This is a genomic window from Aquabacterium sp. A08, from assembly GCF_011742065.1.
This window is the reverse complement of the sequence record NZ_JAAQQT010000490.1, coordinates 1-233: the sequence shown is the minus strand read 5'-3', so window position 1 is coordinate 233 and position 233 is coordinate 1. Positions and strand designations below refer to the sequence as shown.

Genomic DNA, 233 nt, shown 5'->3' with positions numbered 1-233 from the left:
GAACTGGGCGGCAACGCGCCCTTCATCGTGTTCGACGACGCCGACATCGACTCGGCGGTGGAAGGGGCGTTTGCCAGCAAGTACCGCAACGCCGGGCAGACTTGCGTGTGCTCGAACCGCATCTACGTGCAGGAAGGCGTGTACGACGAGTTCGTGACCAAGTTCGCCGCCAAGGTGGCCACCGCCAAGGTGGGCAACGGTTTCGAGGACGGCGTGAACCAGGGCCCGCTGAT

At 64.4% G+C, this 233-nt stretch carries 1 protein-coding gene; it reads left to right on the top strand.

Annotation, left to right across the window (positions count from 1 at the left end; translation table 11 throughout):
• The coding region (locus HA630_RS02805) for an aldehyde dehydrogenase family protein (protein ID WP_166832244.1) at positions 1 to 233 on the top strand (233 nt) is incomplete at both ends.